Origin of the sequence: Gordonia sp. LUNF6 (assembly GCF_047041125.1) — a bacterium.
In the GTDB taxonomy this organism is placed as follows: Bacteria; Actinomycetota; Actinomycetes; order Mycobacteriales; family Mycobacteriaceae; genus Gordonia; species Gordonia sihwensis.
On the sequence record NZ_CP178181.1, the window covers coordinates 1,051,491 to 1,068,057 of the forward strand.

At 68.2% G+C, this 16,567-nt stretch carries 18 protein-coding genes; 7 read left to right on the forward strand and 11 right to left on the reverse strand.

All coding sequences use genetic code 11. The features are described 5' to 3' along the window. Positions 1-5: 5 nt before the first annotated feature. The 4 genes from ACK8HH_RS04925 to ACK8HH_RS04940 form a co-directional block, all read right to left on the reverse strand. Positions 6-311 (reverse strand): hypothetical protein, encoded by a 306-nt coding sequence (locus tag ACK8HH_RS04925; RefSeq protein ID WP_006897569.1) that lies wholly within the window; start codon positions 309-311, stop codon positions 6-8. 46 nt (positions 312-357) lie between these two features. After that, a complete protein-coding gene (locus tag ACK8HH_RS04930) occupies positions 358-1,293 on the reverse strand; it encodes an alpha/beta fold hydrolase (RefSeq protein ID WP_006897568.1) in 936 nt (311 codons plus the stop codon). A gap of 154 nt (positions 1,294-1,447) precedes the next feature. Continuing rightward, positions 1,448-2,617, reverse strand: a complete 1,170-nt coding sequence (locus ACK8HH_RS04935; RefSeq protein WP_006897567.1) for a fatty acid desaturase family protein — start codon at positions 2,615-2,617, stop codon at positions 1,448-1,450. Between the two features lie 5 nt (positions 2,618-2,622). After that, complete coding sequence (locus ACK8HH_RS04940; protein WP_062368026.1) at positions 2,623-3,699, reverse strand: ferredoxin reductase; 1,077 nt, start codon at positions 3,697-3,699, stop codon at positions 2,623-2,625. A 167-nt stretch (positions 3,700-3,866) separates the two neighbouring features. Here ACK8HH_RS04940 and ACK8HH_RS04945 point away from each other — a divergent pair, with 167 nt between their 5' ends. The 4 genes from ACK8HH_RS04945 to ACK8HH_RS04960 all read left to right on the forward strand — a co-directional run bounded on the left by ACK8HH_RS04945 (position 3,867) and on the right by ACK8HH_RS04960 (position 8,036). Beyond that, entirely contained in the window at positions 3,867-4,559 is a 693-nt protein-coding gene (locus tag ACK8HH_RS04945; RefSeq protein ID WP_006897565.1) for a TetR family transcriptional regulator, read from the forward strand. Positions 4,560-4,612: 53 nt separating this feature from the next. Next, positions 4,613-6,061 carry a serine/threonine-protein kinase gene (locus tag ACK8HH_RS04950; protein ID WP_039867852.1) on the forward strand — a complete coding sequence of 483 codons (1,449 nt, stop codon included), beginning with the start codon at positions 4,613-4,615 and terminating at the stop codon, positions 6,059-6,061. Between the two features lie 14 nt (positions 6,062-6,075). After that, a complete protein-coding gene (locus ACK8HH_RS04955) occupies positions 6,076-6,993 on the forward strand; it encodes a hypothetical protein (protein ID WP_222111297.1) in 918 nt (305 codons plus the stop codon). Between the two features lie 179 nt (positions 6,994-7,172). Further along, complete coding sequence (locus tag ACK8HH_RS04960) at positions 7,173-8,036, forward strand: hypothetical protein (RefSeq protein ID WP_006897562.1); 864 nt, start codon at positions 7,173-7,175, stop codon at positions 8,034-8,036. 34 nt (positions 8,037-8,070) lie between these two features. On the opposite strand, the gene ACK8HH_RS04965 is transcribed toward ACK8HH_RS04960, so the two are convergent. Genes ACK8HH_RS04965 through ACK8HH_RS04980 form a run of 4 tightly spaced genes read right to left on the reverse strand, consistent with a single transcriptional unit; the run spans position 8,071 to position 11,630 of the window. Further along, positions 8,071-9,426, reverse strand: coding sequence for a dipeptidase (locus tag ACK8HH_RS04965; protein ID WP_346075869.1), 1,356 nt, complete (start codon positions 9,424-9,426; stop codon positions 8,071-8,073). Positions 9,427-9,454: 28 nt separating this feature from the next. Continuing rightward, the gene (locus ACK8HH_RS04970) at positions 9,455-10,213 is read right to left on the reverse strand and encodes a pirin family protein (RefSeq protein ID WP_346075871.1); all 759 of its coding nucleotides are present in this window, start codon (positions 10,211-10,213) and stop codon (positions 9,455-9,457) included. Beyond that, positions 10,210-10,662: a MarR family winged helix-turn-helix transcriptional regulator gene (locus tag ACK8HH_RS04975; protein ID WP_346075873.1), complete on the reverse strand. Its 453-nt coding sequence runs from the start codon at positions 10,660-10,662 to the stop codon at positions 10,210-10,212. The genes ACK8HH_RS04970 and ACK8HH_RS04975 overlap by 4 nt, the downstream gene beginning before the upstream one ends. Further along, complete coding sequence (locus tag ACK8HH_RS04980) at positions 10,659-11,630, reverse strand: pirin family protein (RefSeq protein ID WP_006897558.1); 972 nt, start codon at positions 11,628-11,630, stop codon at positions 10,659-10,661. The genes ACK8HH_RS04975 and ACK8HH_RS04980 overlap by 4 nt, the downstream gene beginning before the upstream one ends. A 112-nt stretch (positions 11,631-11,742) precedes the next feature. On the opposite strand from ACK8HH_RS04980, the gene ACK8HH_RS04985 reads away from it, so the two are divergent. From ACK8HH_RS04985 to ACK8HH_RS04995, 3 genes are all read left to right on the forward strand, one after another. Continuing rightward, positions 11,743-12,156: a hypothetical protein gene (locus ACK8HH_RS04985; protein WP_006897557.1), complete on the forward strand. Its 414-nt coding sequence runs from the start codon at positions 11,743-11,745 to the stop codon at positions 12,154-12,156. Positions 12,157-12,230: 74 nt separating this feature from the next. Then, positions 12,231-13,010, forward strand: a complete 780-nt coding sequence (gene aqpZ / locus ACK8HH_RS04990; protein WP_006897555.1) for an aquaporin Z — start codon at positions 12,231-12,233, stop codon at positions 13,008-13,010. Between the two features lie 4 nt (positions 13,011-13,014). Further along, entirely contained in the window at positions 13,015-13,863 is an 849-nt protein-coding gene (locus ACK8HH_RS04995; RefSeq protein ID WP_006897554.1) for an alpha/beta hydrolase, read from the forward strand. Positions 13,864-13,885: 22 nt separating this feature from the next. On the opposite strand, the gene ACK8HH_RS05000 is transcribed toward ACK8HH_RS04995, so the two are convergent. From ACK8HH_RS05000 to ACK8HH_RS05010, 3 genes are all read right to left on the reverse strand, one after another. Next, a complete protein-coding gene (locus ACK8HH_RS05000) occupies positions 13,886-14,743 on the reverse strand; it encodes an SDR family NAD(P)-dependent oxidoreductase (protein ID WP_082781352.1) in 858 nt (285 codons plus the stop codon). Continuing rightward, positions 14,740-14,901, reverse strand: coding sequence for a hypothetical protein (locus ACK8HH_RS05005; protein WP_006897552.1), 162 nt, complete (start codon positions 14,899-14,901; stop codon positions 14,740-14,742). The genes ACK8HH_RS05000 and ACK8HH_RS05005 overlap by 4 nt, the downstream gene beginning before the upstream one ends. A gap of 117 nt (positions 14,902-15,018) precedes the next feature. Continuing rightward, positions 15,019-16,560, reverse strand: coding sequence for a serine/threonine-protein kinase (locus ACK8HH_RS05010; RefSeq protein ID WP_346075887.1), 1,542 nt, complete (start codon positions 16,558-16,560; stop codon positions 15,019-15,021). Positions 16,561-16,567 lie beyond the last annotated feature (7 nt).

Consider the following 16,567-nt stretch of genomic DNA (forward strand, 5'->3'; position numbering starts at 1 on the left):
GTCGCTCAGTGGTCCTCTCGACCGGAGCCGCCGTCGTCGGCGTCCGCATCCTCGTCCGTGTCGTCGTCGTAGCCGTTCAGCGAGTCGAGTTCCTCCGGTGGGGTCTTCGGCTTCGCCTCCGGTTCGGAGTCGTTCCGTGCGGTTTTGGCCGCCTCGCGCATCTCGAACCCGTCGGTGACCAACTCGCCGATCTCTCGCGCGACGTCGGCGACGGCGGTGGTGATGATCGACGTGATGTTGCCGACCCGATGCGCGGCGCTCTCGACCACCTCCTGGATCAGATCCTTGTTCCGTTCTGCACGTCCGACCACTTCTCGTCCCTCCTGCCGGTGCCCTGCTGAAGACCAATGGTAAGCCTCACCGCCGAAGCGACTTCTCGACGAATGCCACGATCTCGCCTTCGACCTCGTCGCGGATCTCCGGCTCGTTGTGCACCTCGTGGCGGAAGCCGGTGTAGACGCGGGTGCGCACGTCGGCGTGGCCGGTCGCGACGAGCCGGTTGGCGACGTGATAGGCGCCCTCACCGTAGTCGGTGACGGGGTCCTGGTCGCCCGCGAGGATCAAGACGGGGAGGTCGCGGCGGATCTGCGGATACCACTCGTCGCTGTTCACCTGGTCGTAGAGGTCGATGAATCCCTGCAGGAACCGGACACTCATGGGCGCGCCGAAATTGTTGAACGGGTCCACCGAGTGATCGCGCACCACGTCGGGGTCGCGGGCCACCCAGTCGGTGGGACCGGCTCCGTCGCCGTAACGGGAGACGAATCCGTCGAACACGGCGCCGACGATCTCCGGGGAGGCGGCGGCGCTGCGGTCGGGCTCGGCGGCGAGCGCCCCGCGATCGACCACGGTCTCGATACCCCTGATCTGCGCGGCGATGCCGCAGAGGATCAGGGCGTCGAGATCGTCGCCGCGCTGTGCGGCCAGACCGCGGGCGATCATCGATCCCCACGAATGGCCGAACACCGCGTGCGGCAGGTCCGGATACTCGGCGCGTGCGATGTCCATGAGCGTGAGCTCGTCGGCGACGGCGGTCGCGGCCCCGTCGTCGCCGGTGTCGACCCAGAACCCCGACTCCATCGCGGTCTTGCCGTGTCCGGCGTGGTCGTCGGCGACCACTGCGAATCCGGCATCGAGGAGCCGGCCGATCAGATGCAGATACCGGCGGGAGTGCTCACCGAGACCGTGGATCAGCTGGACGACGGCCCGGGCCGGTCTGGTGGGCCGGTACATCCAGCCGTGCACGGTGTCGCGCCCGTTGTGGGAGGTGAAGGTCAATTCGGTGAGTGCCACGGGAGAGTCCTGACTGTCGGAGGACACCGGTCACGGCCGGTGGGGATGCGCCGAATGTATCCGCCGGCGACCGAAAACGTCCGGCAGACGGTGCACCGAGGGCATATTGCCCTCGGTGCACCGTCGACGGGACGATCTTAGGCGTGTCCGACCCTCAGGCGGCGTCGACGGCCTTCGAACGCTCGATGTTGACCACGATGTCGTTGTCGTCGCGGGTCATCCAGTTCGGCAGCGACAGCTTCGCGATCTTCATCCACGTGGAGCCGAGCTGCTTGCGGAGCGGACCGGTGTTGTACGGCAGACCGTACTTCTCGCAGATCGCGCGGACCTCGACCGCCATCTCCGGGTAGCGGTTGGCCGGGACGTCGGGGAACAGGTGGTGCTCGATCTGGTGGGAGAGGTTGCCGCTCATGATGTGGAAGAGCCGGCCGCCGGTGATGTTGGCCGACCCGAGCATCTGCCGCACGTACCACTGGCCCTTGGTCTCGTCGACGCATTCCTCAGCGGTGAAGGTCTGAGCGCCGGTGGGGAAGTGACCGCAGAAGATGATCGAGTACGCCCAGATGTTGCGGACCAGGTTGGCGCCGGCGTTGCCGACCAGGGTGGAGACGAAGAACGGTCCGGTGAGCGCGGGCCAGAGAATGTAGTCCTTGGCGACCTGCTTGCGTGCCTTGCGCCACATTCCGCCCAGCAGCCCCTTGACGTCGCTCCACTTGCGTTTGCCCTGGATGACGTTCTCGGCCTCGAGATCGTGGAGCATCACACCCCACTCGAACAGCACCATCAGCGCGGTGGCGTAGGCGAGGTTCCCGAGGAAGTACGGGTGCCACTTCTGGTCGCGTGCCATGCGGAGGATTCCGTAGCCGATGTCGCGGTCCTCGCCGAGCACATTGGTGAAGGTGTGGTGCAGGTAGTTGTGGCTGTGCTTCCACTGGTCACCGGGGCAGACGTTGTCCCAGTCGAATTCGCGCGAGTTGTAGGTGTCCTCCCGCATCCAGTCGTACTGGCCGTGCATCACGTTGTGGCCGATCTCCATGTTGTCCAGGATCTTCGCGATCCCGAGCGACGCGACGCCGGCGAGCCATACCGGCGGAAGGAACGGAACGAACATCGCCGCGCGGCCGGCGAACTCGAGCTTCCGCTGCGCGCGAATGATCGAGTAGATGTACTCGCGGTCGGACTCGCCGAGGTCGGCCACGATACGTGCGCGGAGTTCGTCGAGCTCCCGGCCCAACTGCTCCACCTGCTCGTAGCTGAGGTCGACTCGGGTGCCCGCCGCCGGGGCGGTCTCGGTGCGGAAGTAGTCGCTGATATTGATGGCCATTGCTGCTAAACCTCGATTTCCACGTCGCCGACGGGGGCGTTGACACAGATCTGGATGTGCTGATCGGGCTCGGAGTCGAGCTCTCCGGTCAGGATGTTTCGGGTGCACCCGGTCTTGCGGACCTTGGTGCAGGAGAAGCAGATGCCCATGCGGCATCCGTATTCGGGACGCAGCCCGGCCGCTTCGGCCTGTTCGAGCAGCGTGCGACCGTCGTTCGGTGTGGTGACGTCCGACGCGGTGTAAGTGACGTCGCCGGTGATCGGCTGGTCGGGGTCGAGCACCGGCGAGGTGTCGACGGTGAATGCTTCGGTGTGCAGTCGGTCGGCCAGGTCGCGCCGGTCCGCGTACTCGCGAACCGCGTTCATCAGGGCCGGGGGTCCGCACAGGAACACCTGTGCACCGTCGACGTCGGCGACGCCGTCCAAGTGGTCGTCGTGGAAGTGCTCGGGAGTATCCGTGCGGGTGTAGTGAAGTCGCACGTCAACGTGGTTCAGGGTGCGATCGAGCGCGTCGAGTTCCGCGCGGTAGGGAACGTCCTCCGGTGTGCGCGCATAGTGCACGAAGGTGACCGGGCGGTCGTGTCCTTCGACAATCAGTGTGCGCAGCATTGAGAGGACAGGTGTAATCCCGCTGCCGCCGCTGACGAGCACGGTCCGGTCGGGGCGGACGTCGGGGAGGACGAACTCTCCGGTGGCCGAACTCAGGGTGAGGACCGTCCCGGGGCGGGTCTGCTCGCGCAGGTAGCGGGAGATGAAGCCGCCGGAGTGCGCGGTCACGGTCAACTCGATCTCCGAGGCCTTCTGCTCGGCGTTGGCCGGGGAGAAGAACCGACGGTGGCGGACGCCGTCGACTACGACGCTGACCTCGATGTACTGCCCTGCGCGATGGCCTGACCACTGGCGGGTGGGGCGCAGGGTGAGGGTGACCGATCGGTCGGTCTGCAGGCGGACGTCGGTGACCTTGGCGCGTGTGTCGCGCCAGGTGATCATCGGATCGATCAGTTCCAGGTAACGATCGACGGGGTACGGGGTGGCGGTCGCCTCGACAATCGTCTCGACGAGGCGGGCGATCTTGCTGGCCATCGTTCCTCCTTTGAGGATCGTCGTTCACTTTCAGTGAACGTCTGTACACAAACGAGCATGACATATGACCGCGCCGGGGTGTCAAGGCATTGCCGGTGTGTCTGCCGTCACGTGCGCTCGCCCACCGCGGGACCGGGCGCCGATCCCGACCGCCTAGACTCGGGTTTGTGACTTCCTCTCCCGACTCACCAGGCACGACGCCGCGCAAGGTGCGCGCGAAGCGGTCGCGGCCGGGGTCCGGGGGCAGTCGTGCGGAGAAGAAGGAGCAGACCAGGCAGGCGCTGCTCGACACCACGATCGACTTGGTGGACGACCGTTCTTTCGGAAGCATCAGCCTGCGCGAGGTGGCGCGCGGGGCGGGCATCGTCCCCACCGCGTTCTATCGGCATTTCGCGTCGATGGAAGACCTCGGCGTGACACTCGTCGAAGACGCCATGCGGGTGCTGCGCGGCGCCTTGCGGGAGGCGAGACGGGATCTGGCCGGGCGAGGCATGCCGACCGCGCGCGAGTCGCTGTCGACCCTGCTGAAGAAGGTCCACGGCGACGAGGCGCAGTTCCGCTTCCTGGTGCGTGAACGCCACGGCGGCGTCGCCGAGGTGCGCCGGGCGATCGCGACCGAGCTGCGCTTGTTCTCGCGTGAACTGGCGATCGACCTGGCCCGTGTTCCCGCGCTCGCCGATTGGGGCGTGGACGATCTCGAAGTCGCCGCCGATCTGATCGTCACGATCATGATGACCACGGTGGCCGAGCTTCTCGACGGCGACGGCCGGGAGTCCACCGAGCGCGCGCTGGTCGAACGCGCCGAGAAACAACTGGTGATGGTCTTCCTCGGCATGTCGGCGTGGAGGCCCTCTCACTGAGATCCGGACCTTCCCGGCACGCCCTGTCGGAGGGATGAGGAAGGATGGTCCGCATGGCACAACAGGGTTCTCGGGTCGGCACGCAGTTCGGGCCCTACCGGCTCGACGCTCTTCTCGGGTACGGCGGCATGGGCGAGGTGTACCGGGCGTACGACACGGTGCGTGACCGCGAGGTGGCGGTGAAGCTGCTGCACGAGCGTTTCGCGGGCGACGAGACGTACGAGGAGCGCTTCCGGCGTGAGGCGCAGGCCGTCGCACGGCTCGGCGAGCCGCACATCATTCCGATTCACGACTACGGTGCCATCGACGGCGTCCTCTACCTGGACATGCGGCTCGTCGACGGCGAGGATCTGCGGTCACGGCTGCGTCGGACCGGCCCGATGGCGCCCGCCGACGCGGTGGGGCTGATCTCGCAGATCGCCGAGGCGCTCGACGCCGCTCACTCGGTCGGACTGGTGCACCGCGATGTGAAGCCGGAGAACATCCTCGTCACGGCCACCGACTTCGCCTACCTCGTCGACTTCGGCATCGCGCATCAGGCGGCGGACACGCGGCTCACTCAGGCCGGGACCGCGATCGGATCGCTCGCGTACATGGCGCCGGAGCAACTCGACGGTGTTCCGTCCGGTGCGATGTCGGATGTGTACTCGCTCGCCGCGGTGCTCTTCGAGACACTCACCGGCAAGCCGCCGTTCCCGGGGGCCACGGTCAGCCAGATCGTGCGGGCCACCGTGATGAACGAGGTGCCCTCGCCCCGGCAGTCGGCGCCTTCGGTGTCGCCGCAGCTCGACGCCGTGGTGGTTCGGGGTCTGGCGAAGGATCCCGCAGCGCGATTCGGTTCGGCGGGACAGATGGCCGCGGCCGCTCGGGCCGCGCTCGAGGGGCATTGGCCGGACAGTGCGTCCGCGCCGACCACGTCCGTGCAGACGGGTCCTCGAGCCTACGATCCGACGGTCCTCGGGGCCCGCCCGCAGACGGCGCCGCTGCCGGAATCGCAGGCCTACCCGGAGCCCCAGTTCTCCCAGCCCCAGTTCGCGCAGCCCCAGTTCTCCCAACCCCAGCAGTACTATCCGCCGCAGCCGAACGGCGACGGTCGCGCGCTGCCCGTCGTGCTCGGGGCGCTGATCGGTCTGCTGGTGCTGGCGTTGATCGGTCTGGGTGTCTACTGGTTCGGTTTCCGTGACTCCGGCGGCGCCGGCACGACCGCGACACCGTCGTCGACCACCATCACCACCACCGTGCCGCCGACCACTGTCGCGGCCACCCCTCCGCCGGGTACCACGAACTGCGATTCGGAGGTGGGCGTCGCCTCGAGCGTCACCAGCTGTGAGTTCGCGTTCAACGTGAAGTCGGCCTATCTCGCGGCCGGGCCGAAGGGACAGGCTCGCACCGTGGTGGCGGACAGCCCGGTGACCGGTCGCAGCTACACGATGTCGTGCAATCCAGAGGATGGAGTAGTGGTGTGCCGCGGAGGCAACAACGCAGTGGTGGTGATCTTCTGACTCGGCGGATCACGGTGACGAGGCGGACCGCGGTACGCCGGGCGGCCGCGGTGGCGGCTGCGGTGGCGTGCCTGGTCCCGACCGCGGCGTGCGGGACGTCCGACGGCGACGGACACGCGGTGGCCACCGTCGTGGTGACCGAGACCGCGGGCTCACCGGTTGCGTCGTCCGACCCGGTCGGCCCGGCGTCGCGCACCGAGGCGGCGACGACCGATGCGGCGTTGACCGCGAGCTTCGACGCGATGGCCAAGACGCTGGCCGCTCCCGTGGGGCTCGCTCTCGTTCCGGTCGGCGGCGGTGCGGCGATGACCTTCGGTGACCAGTCACCGCAGGTCGCGTGGTCGACGATCAAGGTGCCTCTGGCTGTTGCCGCGCAGCGGAAGAACGGGCCGAGTGACGCCGAGACGGCCGCGATCGTGGCCTCCGACAACGCCGCCGCTGAATCCCTGTGGGCGTCGCTGGGGTCGCCGGCGGAGGCCGCGGCGGCCGTGACGCGCGTACTGCGCGAAGGGGGCGACGAACACACCACGGTGCCCTCGCGCCGGTTGCGCCCGGAGTTCACGGTCTTCGGGCAGACCACGTGGCGTCTGGCGGATGCGGCGGTGTTCTCGGCGCATCTGCCGTGCCTGCCCGACACCGGGCGGATCGTCTCGTTGATGCGGAACGTCGCCGGTAACCAGCAATGGGGGCTCGAGTCCGTACCGGGCCGCCAGACCGCGGTGAAGGGCGGCTGGGGACCGAGTGTCTCCGGCGGCTACCTGGTCCGCCAGATCGGTCTGCTCACGCTGCGCGACGGCCGGCAGGTCGGGGTCGCGATGAGCACCCAGACGTCGGCGGGATCGATGGAGCCCGGAACCCAGGTGCTCGACGGTGTCGCCCAGTGGCTCTCGAAGCACCTCGGGGCGCTGCCCGGTGGACGGTGCCCCTCGTGACTTCCGCCGTCTGACACCGCCGCCCCGGTAACACGTCCGCAACGCTGCGATTGCGTCTGCGGTACGACGCTGTCGGTGGCGATTGCCCTGCACTAATGTGACTGAAGTTGTCAATGTTGCAAGAGGTGCTTGTGTTGCGAATGGTTCGATGGTGTGCGGCAGTCTGCGCGGCGGTTGCGGTGACGGCCGCGGGTAGCGGGGTGGCGCAGGCCGCACCGCCGCTGCCGTTGCCGAATGTGCTTCCGCCGTTGCCCGCGATTCCGGGGATTCCGAGTCCGCCGCCGCCGGTCGACCTGGGTAAGAGCTTCGACAAGCTCAGCAAGAGCATCGTCAAGGCGAATCCTGGGCGCGTGGGTCTCGCCGTCACCGCGACGGGAACCGGTGAGCCGCTGTTCTTCGGAACGGTGCGGACGGCGCGGGCGTGGTCGACGCTGAAGGCGCCGGTTGCGGTGGCCGCGGAACGGGCCCACGTCGCCGGCCTCGAGCCGATGGAGACCAAGTCGATCCGAGACTCGGATAACGCTTCGGCCGAGGCGATCTGGGACTCACTCGGCTCGACGCGACAGGCGATCGACGCCGTCAGTGCGGTCTTGCGCGAGGGCGGTGACTCTCGGACGCGGATCTCGTCCGAGCTGAGCCGCCCCGCGAGCTATCCCGGCGCCACCCAGTGGGCGACCACCGATCAATCGGTGTTCGCGGCGAATCTGCCCTGCCTGGCCGGATCAGATCCGCTCCTCGCCTATATGAGTTCGGTGGGACCGAATCAGCGGTGGGGGCTGGCGAACGGGAAGAAGGGCGTTCAGACGGCAGTGAAGGGCGGCTGGGGCCCGGTGTCGGACGCGACCGGCAAGTACGTCGTGCGGCAACTCGCGGTCGCGACCACGCCTCGTGGCCGGGTCGGCGTGAGCCTGGTGGCCGTCCCCGCGAGCGGACGTTTCGAGGACGGTGCCGCCATGCTGACTCGCCTGGGCGACTGGGTGCAGCGAAACCTGAAGAACATGCCGGCCGGGCAGTGCCCGCCGGCTGCGAATCCGGTGCGCTGAACCCGGCTGCGTCCCCGGCGTGTCCCCGGGCGGCTCAGCGACCGAACGAACTCAAGAGAATCGCCTCAGTGAGGGCCGTGCGACGGATCTCGCCGGGGTCGACGCTCTCGTTGGGAGCGTGGATCGCACACATCGGTTCCTCGACTCCGAGCAGCGCGATCTCTGCGCGCGGCACCGTTTCGGCGAGCACCGTGCACAGCGGAATCGATCCGCCCTGACCGGAGAACTGCACCGGCAGACCGTCGTACGCGGTCGACATCGCATCGATGAGTTGCCGGTAGCCCGGACCGGTCGGATCGGCGGAGAACGGACCCCCGAAGGCGTCCGGTTCGAACTCCACGCGCACACCCCACGGGATGTGCTTGCGCAGATGAGCGACGAGCAACTCGTACGACTCCCGCGGATCGGTGCCGGGCGGCACGCGCAGGTTGAGCATCGCCGCGGCGGTCGGCATGATCGCCGCAGCGCACTCGTCCGTGCTCGGAGCGTCGAGCCCGATCACGGTGACCGCGGGGCGGGCCCACGCCATGTCGGCAGGCGTGCCGCTGCCGAGGACCTCGGTGCCGGGCAGTGCGCCGACGGTCTCCTGGAACTGCTCGGGAGTGAATGCGAAGCCCTCCCACTTCTGGTCGCTGCGCAGACCGTCGATCGTGGTGTCGCCCGCAGCGTTGCGCAGCGACGCGAGTCCGGCGACGAGCGCCGCCATCGCGTCGGGCGCGGGGCCGCCCGCAGCTCCGGAGTGGACGCCGTTCTCCAGGGCGGAGACGGTCACCTTCACGTTCACGACGCCGCGCAGGCTGGTGGTGAGGGTCGGGACACCGACAGCGATGTTCCCGGTGTCGCCGATCAGAATCAGGTCGGCGTCGAACAGGTCCGGGCGGGTGCGGACGAGTTCATCGAGTCCCTCGCCCCCGGCCTCCTCCGAGCCCTCGATGATCAACCGCACGTTGCACGCGGCCCCGTCGCCGAGGGCGCGCAGCGCGGTGAGGTGAGCCACCACGTTTCCCTTGCAATCGGCGCTGCCGCGCCCGTACCACCGTCCACCGTCCTCGACGAGTTCGAAAGGCTTTGTCCGCCACAAGGATTCATCGCCCGCGGGCTGGACGTCGTGATGGCTGTAGAGGGCTACCGTGGGACTGCCTGCGGGGCCGGCGCGATGACCGACGATGGCGGGCGAGCCGTCGGAGGTCACAATGACCTCGGTGTCGAAGCCGAGCTCGGAGAAAGCCCGCGCCACCCATTCGGCGCTGGCCCGGCTCGCATCGGCGCGAGCGGGATCGATGTGGATCGAGGGGAACGCGACCAGTTGCGCCAGGTCGGCGCGAGCGCGATCCATCAGGTCGTCGACGCGGGAGGCCAGAGTTTCCGGGGTGAGGTCCACGAGGCTCATGTCCTCCAGGATGGCACGCGGGCCGTTCTCACGCCGGACGAGCCGCGTCGAAGCTCGCGTGCATCTCCCAGTACAGGATCTCGGCGTCGGTGCTCGCTTCCAGCGTGACCTCGCCGCCGTCGGTGAACCGCACGGCGTCGCCTTCGGCGATCGGGGCCCGGGGGAGCTCGCGGCTGCTCGTGGAGACCTCGCCGCGCACGACGAACAGGTGGGCGAACGGGGCGGCCGGCAGGGTGATCGCCCGTCCCGGACGCGGGCGCGCGACGTGCAGGGCGGCGTACCTGTTGGCGATCGTCAACGCGTCGGATCCGGCGTGCTGCGGTCGTCCGGACGCCACGACCACCGGGTCGCCCGCGGCAAGCCGGGAGCCGAAGTCGCGGTAGCCGTGGTCGGGTTCCAGTTCAGCGGCATGCGGTGGCACCCACATCTGGATCACCCGCAGGCGTCGCCCCGACGCGCGCGAGGCGGCGTTGCGCTCGGAGTGGGTGATGCCCCGCCCGGCCGTCATGGCTCCGGCCTGACCCGCTTCGAGAGTGACCGTGTGACCGTGCGAATCCCGATGGATGAGCGAGCCTTCGACCACCCAGGTCACGATCTCCATGTTCTGGTGATGATGGGCGTCGAGCCCTTCGCCGGGATCCACGACGTCGTCGTTGTGCATCGCGAGCACGCCGTGTGCGTTCGCGAAGATGTCGAAGTTGCCCGTTCCCGGGAACGACTGCCGGGAGCTGAGCCATTCGTTGGACCAGAAATGGCGATCGGCGGCGGGGATCACGGTGACAGTCATCGGTTCTCATTTCGGTCGAGGTGGTCGGCGAGACGGCGCATCACACCGGCGAGCGCGGCGGCGTCGCCGTCGCCGATGGCATGGAAGAACAGTTCGTCGACGTCGGCCGCGTGGACGCGGGCCGCGGCCTCGAATACCGCGGCACCGTCCTCGGTGAGGACCGCATAGCTGCCGCGACGGTCTTCGGCGGCGTTCTCCCGGCGCAGCCAGCCGCGACGGCAGAGGACGTCCACCTGATACGACAGCCGCGACGCGGAGAACACCATGCGCCGACCGAGTTCGTTCATCCGCAGTCGGCGGTCGGGAGATTCGTGCAGCAGGAGCAGCACGTGATAGTCGGCCAGACACATGCCCGCGGACGATCGCAGTCGCCGGTCGAGTTCGGTCTGCAGTCGAGCGGAGTTCTCGATGAACAGTCGCCACGCCGCCCGGGCGGCTGGATCGGTCATCGTGCGACGTGCGGCATCAGGGCGTTCGGCGGAATGAGGCCGAATCGTCCGGCCCGGTAGTCCTCCATCGCCTCGATCAGTTGCTGCCGGGTGTTCATGACGAACGGTCCGTATTGGACGACGGGTTCGCGGATGGGGCGACCGCCGAGCAGCAGGACCTCCAGAGCGGGGCGGTTCGAGTCCTGAGCGGCGTCCGCTGAGACGGCGATCCGATCGCCGGCGCCGAGCACCGCGAGTTGTCCGCCCTCGATGGGGCGTTGTTCGGCGCCGACCCGACCGCGCCCGGAGAGAACATAGACGAGCGCGTTGAAGTCGGTGCGCCAGGGCACCGACAGCCGAGCCCCGGGCTGGACGGTTGCGTGGGCGAAGGTGATCGGTGTGTGGGTGGACCCGGGACCGTGGTGGCCGTCGATCTCGCCGGCGATGATGCGCACCAGTGCGCCGCCGTCCGAGGAGGCGAGCAACTCGACTTGTCCGCCCTCGAGGTTCTGGTATTGCGGGGTCAGGAACTTGTCGGCTGCGGGTAGGTTCACCCAGAGCTGGATGCCGTGGAAGGCACCGCCGGACTCGACCAGCTCCGCCGGTGGGGTCTCGATGTGAAGGATGCCCGAGCCCGCCGTCATCCACTGGGTGGCGCCGTTCTCGATCAGCCCGCCGCCACCGGTGGAATCCTGGTGCTGGAAACGGCCGTCGATCATGTAGGTGACCGTCTCGAATCCCCGATGCGGATGCCAGTCGGTGCCGCGCGGCTCGCCCGGCTCGTACTCCACCTCGCCCATCTGGTCCATGTGAACGAACGGGTCGAGGCGATGCGCGGGCACTCCGGCGAAGGCGCGGACCACCGGGAAGCCCTCGCCCTCGTAGCCGCGGGGGCCGGTGGTGATGCCGGTGACGGTGCGGTCGGTGCTGGTCGGTGTGGTCTCCGAGAGTCGAGGCAGGGTCGAGGTGTCTGCGGTGACGGCGGGCATGGCGTCCTCCTGATCGGATGAGTAGTTCAGATTTGAACGACTTCACTCATCTGAAACGCCATCGTGCCGAGATTTGTTCCATCTCCGCGAAGAACCCGTCATACTCGCAGTCATGGCTATCAATCCGATCGTCGACCGCCCGTCCCGCGGCGGAGATCGTCAGCGCCTGCGGAAGTTGGCTCAGGCCGCTCTCAACGCAGATCAGACGGTGGATCAGGTAGAGGGCATCCTCGGCGATGTCGGGCCGGTGCTCGGCTCGATGGGCAAGACGATCGACGGTCTGGACTCCACGATCGAGAAGCTCAACGTGACCCTCGACGAGCTCAACACCACCCTCTCGAAGGTCGACGAGACCGTCGGCCGGATGGCCGCCGTGGTGGTGCGATTGGAGAAGGTCGTCGGACGTGTCGAGACCATCGTCGCCGTGGCGGAACCGGCGTTCCGGCCGATCGAGATGATCGAGAACGCGGGGCACACGATCGAGGCGATGGGCCGGGGCATCGCATCGCGAATTGGTCTCAGCTGAAACACGATTCGTCCGATTGTGGCCGAGATCTCGTAGTGTCGCCCGACAAGGGGACATCGAACGAGGAGGGCCCTATGACGGAATCCGTCTCCACTCCGGCCAAATGGCTGGCTGAACTGTTCGGAACATTCTGGCTCGTATTCGGCGGCGCGGGTACCGCGGTATTCGCCGCAAAACAGGTCGCGGACGCCACCAACGACAGCGGCGACGTGATGCAGATCCAGGTCGGCGTCGGCTTCCTCGGCGTCGCACTGGCCTTCGGTCTCACGGTCGTCACCATGGCGTACGCGGTGGGTCACATCTCCGGCGGGCACTTCAACCCCGCCGTCACTCTCGGGGCCGCAGTCGGCGGGCGACTTCCGTGGCGCGACGTCCCCGGATACTGGATCTCGCAGCTCGTCGGCGGTCTGATCGCGGGTGCCGCGATATTCGGTATCGCACAGGGCAAGCCCGGCTGGGACGCGACCGGAAACATGGCGGCGAACGGCTTCGGCGATCACTCTCCCGGCGGCTACTCTCTGGCCGCGGTCGCGATCGCGGAGGTGCTGCTCACCGCCTTCTTCATCATCGTCATCCTGGGCGCCACCGACGGTCGCGCGCCGAAGGGCTTCGGCCCGTTGGCGATCGGCCTCACGCTGACCCTGATCCACTTGATCTCGATCCCGATCTCGAATACCTCGGTGAATCCCGCGCGGTCGATGGGTGTGGCGTTCTTCAACGGCGACGGCGCGCCCGGCCAGCTGTGGGCGTTCTTCGTGTTTCCGCTGATCGGCGGCCTGATCGGCGGCGTGCTGTATCCGCTGCTGTTCGAGAACGGAAAGCTCGCGGTCGGCACTCGGCGTAACGCAGAATGATGGAGTGAGATCTCAAACGCTGTCCGTGGCAGGCGTCCACGGCGTCTCGATCGTCTACGACGTCCATCGTCCCGAGTCCGGGGCGGTGGGCGTCGTCATCATCTCGCACGGTCTCGGGGAGCACGCCGGACGTTATCGGCACGTCGCGCAAAGGCTCACCGACCTCGGCTACGTGGTCGTCGCTCCCGATCATGCGGGACACGGCAGATCGGGCGGGAGACGGCTCGGGGTGACGGACTTCCGCGACTTCACCAGCGACCTGCACACGGTCATCGAGCAGACCGACCGCGGCGACGGCCCCACCTTCCTGATCGGGCACAGCATGGGCGGCGCGATCGCACTCGACTACGCGCTCGAGCATCCCGGCGTTCTGGACGGGCTGGTGCTGTCGGGGGCCGCACTCGTGCCGGGCGACGATCTCCCCGGCTTCATGGTCAGGCTGGCCCCGGTGATCGGCAGGCTGGTGCCGCGACTGCCGGCTACCGCACTGCCCGCGTCGGCGGTCAGCCGCGATCCGAATGTGGTCGCAGCGTATGAGGCCGATCCGCTGGTATGGCACGGGAAGATCCCGGCGGGTCTCGGGGGCGCCCTCATCTCGACGATGGCCACATTCCCGGATCGGTTGCCGAGTCTGACGACGCCGACGCTCGCGCTGCACGGCGGCGGCGACAGGCTCGCGAATCCGGAGGGTACCCGAATGGTCGGGAGGCTCGCCGGCGGCGACGTCACAGTGAAGATCTACGACGGACTCGCACACGAGATCTTCAACGAGCCCGAGCACGACGCCGTTCTGCGCGATGTGACCGAGTGGATCGCAGCGCACCGTCCCGAGGGCCGGACGCCGCCCGACTGACCGACGCGGGCCGCGCGAGCCGTCAGATTCCGAGACCGGCGGTCAGCCGACCGGCCAGCCGCGGTGACACGGCGGCCACGGCGCGCAGCACCAGGGCGTACCGGGGATAGAGTTCCGCGGGCCGGGTGTCGGCGGCGCGGATCAGCCAGGCCGCTGCCTCATCGCTGGTCAGAGCGGGGGCGTCGGCGTAGTCGGCGGTCGGTGCGATCATCGGAGTGCGGACGAGCGGGAAACCGGCATTGGTGACAGCCACTCCGGTGCCCCGGCACTCGGCGTCGAGCGACCGGCCGAAGGCGGCCAGCGCGGCCTTCGACGCGTGGTACGCGCTGAACTTGGGCATCGCGCCGGCACTGACACCCCAGGTGACGACGTTGATGATGTGTCCGCGCCCGGCCTCGACCATCGCGGGCAGCAGACCGAGAACGAGTTGGACCGGCCCGAAGTAGTTGAGGGCCATCGTGCGCTGGTAGTCGTGGAAGCGCTCCACCGTGTCGAGGGCTGATCGGCGGATGGAGCGCCCCGCGTTGTTGATGAGGATGTCGGGGACGCCGAACCGCGCGAGGATCTCGTCGGCGAGGCGTTTGGCGTCGTCGGGATCCGAGAGGTCCGCGGTGACCGGGAAGGCCGTGCCGCCGTCGACGGTGATGGAGTCGCATACCGCGTCGAGAGCATCGGGCCGTCGTGCGACGGTGATCACCGTGGCGCCGCGCGCTGCGAACAGCCGCGCCGCGGATTCACCGATCCCGGAGGAAGCGCCGGTGATGACGACGGTGGCGCCGTGCAGGTCGCGCTGCCGCCCACCGAGCATGTGCCGGAGTTCATCGAGGGTCTGCGGCGGATTCAACAGGGCGCTACGGACGGCGTGCAACATCGGATTCACTTGTACTGCTTGATGACTCGGAGAGCTTCCTCGGCGTCGACATTCTTGGCCACGAGCTTGCCGTTCTTGACCTTTCGGATGCTGTAACGGTCACGTTTCTTCGCGTCGGCGACGTGGAGTCCGGCCTTCTTGGCCTTCTTGTTGAGATCTTCCAGCACAGCAGGATGGTAACGCCTCAAGGTGAACGCCTTCGACCGGTCGGCGACTCGAGTCGGGCCGGTGTGCATCGCCGCAGGTCGTGGCGGGTTCCGGTGAATCGGTGACGCGCTGACTCCTCAGCAGATGTCGGTACCGACGGGCGTCACGTCATCGAGACGTCGCGTGTATGCTCCGCCGCGCAGGCGCGAGGTGGTGGCGCATGCGGCGGCCGGTGACGAACCGGGGTAGTAGACGGCGTAGACGGGGTTCCCGTTCTCTGACTGTTTGAGCGATGCGCAGGAGTGATCGGTACGCAGATAGGAGGCACCCGGGTACCGGGCGAGCGCCGCGGCGATCTCAGCCGCATATGCACCCGGCGTGACCGCGTTGTAGACGACGGTGACGGCCTGCCCGTTGCACGACGGCCGGCTGATGGGTGTCGGCAGGCCCAGATCTCCGGCGCCGAGGCCGGGGACGGGACTGACTTCGTCGACCGGCGTCGGCTCCGCGTGAGCCGATTCGGTCAGTGTGGACTCCGATCGATCGCCCGTGCCGTCGACCGTCCCCGTGCCTCCGACCGTCCCCGTGCCTCCGACCGTCGCAGTCTGGGTGACCGGCGCGGGCTTGAGGGTGCTGGTCGCCGCGGCCGTATCGGGACCGCCGGTTCCAGACGAGTAGAGCCAGGCGATCGTCCCAGCGGCGAGGAGGACCACGGCGGCCACGCCGGCGGCGATGACGCCGTTTCGGGCGCGGTTCGATCGCGGTGCGGTCGTCGGTGTCGGCACCGGTTTCGGAGCGACCATTGTCGGCGCGTGCGCGGGAATGGGTGCCGCGGGAATCGGTGCCGCGGGGATCGGCGCCGCGGGGCGCTGCCCGGTCAGGGCCGCTCGGGCGGCAGCGGCGAACGCACCCGCGGACGCGATTCGGTCGGCCGGGTCTTTGGCGGTGCCCGCGGCGATGACGGCGTCGAACGGTGTGCCCGTCGGTGGCACCGGACGGCTCAGGTGGCCGGCGATGACCTGTTCGATGCTCGTCGACGGATAGGGCGTGGAACCGGTGAGGCACTCGTACAGGACACATGCCAAGGCGTACACGTCGCTGCGCGGGCTGACCGGAGTCTCGGAGCCGAACCGTTCGGGCGCCATGTATGCGAACGAACCGATCGCCATTCCCGTCGACGTGAGACGAGTCTGACCGGCGGCTTGGGCGAGTCCGAAATCGGCGAGGTACGCGAAGTCCCGGCCGTCGAGCAGGATGTTCTCGGGCTTCACGTCTCGATGCAGCAGACCGGAGGCGTGTGCGGCGTCGAGCGCCGCAGCGACCTGTTCGATCACATGGACGGCCAGGCCGGGATCGCGCAGACCGTCGTCGATCCGCGCGCGGAGGTGGCGACCGTGCACGATCCGCATGTCGAGGAAGAGCCGACCGTCGATCTCACCGAAGTCGTGGATCGGAATGATGTGCGGGTCGTTCAGCCTGGCGACGGTCTGTGATTCGCGCATGAAGCGCGCTCGGAAGGCGTCGTCGCCGGCGAGGCCGGGAGGTAGGAGTTTGAGTGCCACCGTCCGGTCCTTGACAGTGTCGATCGCCTCGTACACCTCGCCCATCCCGCCGCGGCCGAGGAGTCGGACGAGCCGATACGGCCCGATGGTCGAATCGGATCGGTCAGCACTGGTCATCGGCGTC